Genomic DNA, 2,627 nt, shown 5'->3' on the forward strand with positions numbered 1-2,627 from the left:
CGCGCGTCGCCGGGCCCATGAACGCGGCGAAGGCGCGCGCGGGCGCGGTGCCGCCGTGCAGCCCGGGGATCGGCCGGGCATCGTCGCGCCCGAACCACACGCCGGTGGTCAGCCCCGAGGAGAAGCCCAGGAACCAGCCGTCCTTCTGCGAGGTGGTCGTCCCCGTCTTGCCCGCCACCGGACGGCCGATCTGCGCCGCGCGACCGGTGCCGGTGTTGACGGCGGTCTGGAGCAGGTCGATCATCTCCTGCGCCACATAGGGGGCGACCAGCACATGGCTGCGGTCCACCTGGTGGGTGTAGATGACCTGCCCGTCGGTCTCGACGCGGGTGATGCCATAAGGCGTGACCGCGACGCCGTTCTGCCCGACCGATGCAAAGGCCCGCGTCATCTCCAGCAGACGGACGTCGGACGTGCCCAGCACCATTGAGGGATGCGTGTTGATGGGGGTGGAGATGCCGAAGCGCCGTGCCATGTCCGCGACGGTGGCAAAGCCCACCTCCTGGCCCAGCTTTGCCGCGACGGTGTTGATCGAATAGGCGAACGCGGTGCGCAACGTCACCTGGCCCGAGAAACGGCGTGAGTCGTTGCGTGGGCTCCAGCCGTCGATCGTCACCGGCTCGTCGGCCGAGACGTCGTCGGGCTTGTGGCCGGCCTCCAGCGCGGCGAGATAGACGAACAGCTTGAACGACGAGCCGGGCTGGCGCACCGCCTGCGTCGCGCGATCGTAGATCGAGGACACGTAATCCTTGCCGCCGACCAGCGCGCGCACCGCGCCGTCGCGGTCGAGGCTGACCAGCGCGCCCTGTGCCCCCGCCGGCGCGTTGTGCTGGACGGCAGTGTCCGCCGCCTGCTGCATCGACAGGTCGAGCGTGGTGTAGACGTCCAGCGGCGCGGTCTGCTCGTCGATCAGCGTGTCGAGTTGCGGCAGCGCCCAGTCGGTGAAGTAGCGCACCGAGTTCTGCTTGGGCGGCGGCTCCAGCGCCAGTCCTTTCGGATCGGCGGCGGCGGCCTCGCCGGCCGTGATCGCGCCCGCCGACACCATGGTCTGGAGCACGACGCCCGCGCGGCCAACGGCGGCGTCGGCATCGGCGGTGGGGGAGTAGTTGGACGGCGCCTTGACCAGCCCGGCAATCACCGCCGCCTCGGCAAGGCTCAGCCGGTCCGCGCCATGACCGAAGAAGCGGCGGCTGGCGGCGTCGATGCCATAGGCGCCACCCCCGTAATAGACTTTGTTGAGGTAGAGTTCGAGGATCTGGTCCTTGGTGAACTTGCGCTCCAGCGCCAGCGCCAGGATCCATTCGCGGAACTTGCGGCCGAACTTCTTCTGGTTGTTGAGGAAGACGTTGCGCGCGAGCTGCTGCGTGATGGTGGAGCCGCCCTGTATCCACCGGCCGCGCTGGACGCGCACTTCCGCCGCGCGCGCGAGGCCAATCGGGTCGACGCCGAGGTGTGAGCGGAAGCGGCGGTCCTCGACCGACACGGTCGCGTCGCGCATCACCGCCGGGATCTGGCCATAGCTCAGCCATTTGCCATAGCTGGGCCCGAGCGAGACGATCACGGTGCCGTCGGCGGCATGGACGCGGATCATCTGGCCGTTGGGCGAGGATTTGAGCTGGTCGAACGAGGGCAGCTGCGCGCGCGCGAGGTACACCGCGACGATCAGCGCGCCGACCGCGAGCACGAGGACGCCCAGCCCGAGCTGGAACGCCAGGCGCAGGCGCCGCCGCCAGGGAGACGCGGGCCGGCGGCGAGAACGGGCAGGGGCGCGGGCCATCCGGTTCGCCGACTACGCGGATCGCGCGACGGCGACAAGCGCCAGCCCCGGCCGCTCAGAACCGGACGGTGAGCGACAAGTCGCGGTGGCCGGTGGCGTTGAGGATCGCGCGGATGTCGGCGAACACGGCCGACGCCGCCTGCTTGCGCGCCAGCTCGACCAGATAGGCCTGTTGCGCCTCCCGCGTCAGCTGGACGGCGGCCATCGCGCGGGTCTTCGCCTCCAGCCGCCGGTCGGCGGAGGTGATGTGCGACCAGACCCCGTCGTTGAAGAAGCGCAGATGCGCGATGTCGGCGTTGGGCCGCTCGATGCCGAGCGGCGGGAGGCGGACGGTGAGCCGACCATCGGCGAGCATCAGCGCGCGCGCATCCAGCGCGCCCATGTCGACGTAGTAATCGACATAGCCGGGCGTGATCAGCGTCTGCAACGACTTGATGGCGCAGAGCAGCCGGCACTCGGTCGCGTCGGTGACCGCGACCAGCGCCGCCTGGAACACGACGAGGCGGTCGAGCGGGCGCAGGCCGGTCACCACCTCCTCCACCGCGTCGGTGGTGATGGCGGTAGTCGGGCCGGTGATCGCGGTGACGTGGCGCCAGTCGCCACGCGTCCACCACGCGACGCCGCCGGCCATGACGAGCAGGCCGGCCACGAAGGTCGCCAACAGGCGCGTCACCGGCTCATCAGCGGGGAACGAGGGTTCATCCCCGCCGATGTCCTGCGCTGGTCGGCCGGCGTCAAGCCGTCACCCGCCGATCCGCGTCGCGCGGGCGAGCGCGCGGAGCAGCGCCGGTCGGGCGAGCGGCAGCAGTAGCGCGGCGTGCCGGCTCTCCGCGACGGACCGGACCCAGCC

At 70.9% G+C, this 2,627-nt stretch carries 2 protein-coding genes; both read right to left on the minus strand.

Translation table 11 applies throughout. From position 1 onward, the window contains the following. On the minus strand, positions 1-1,777 hold a 1,777-nt coding region (locus HUU95_RS13900), incomplete at its 3' end, for a transglycosylase domain-containing protein (protein WP_174280642.1). Positions 1,778-1,832: 55 nt separating this feature from the next. Then, the gene (locus HUU95_RS13905; RefSeq protein ID WP_174280643.1) at positions 1,833-2,450 is read right to left on the minus strand and encodes a DUF4230 domain-containing protein; all 618 of its coding nucleotides are present in this window, start codon (positions 2,448-2,450) and stop codon (positions 1,833-1,835) included. Positions 2,451-2,627: the final 177 nt, after the last annotated feature.

Source organism: Sphingomonas bacterium (assembly GCF_903643065.1).
In the GTDB taxonomy this organism is placed as follows: Bacteria; Pseudomonadota; Alphaproteobacteria; order Sphingomonadales; family Sphingomonadaceae; genus Sphingomonas.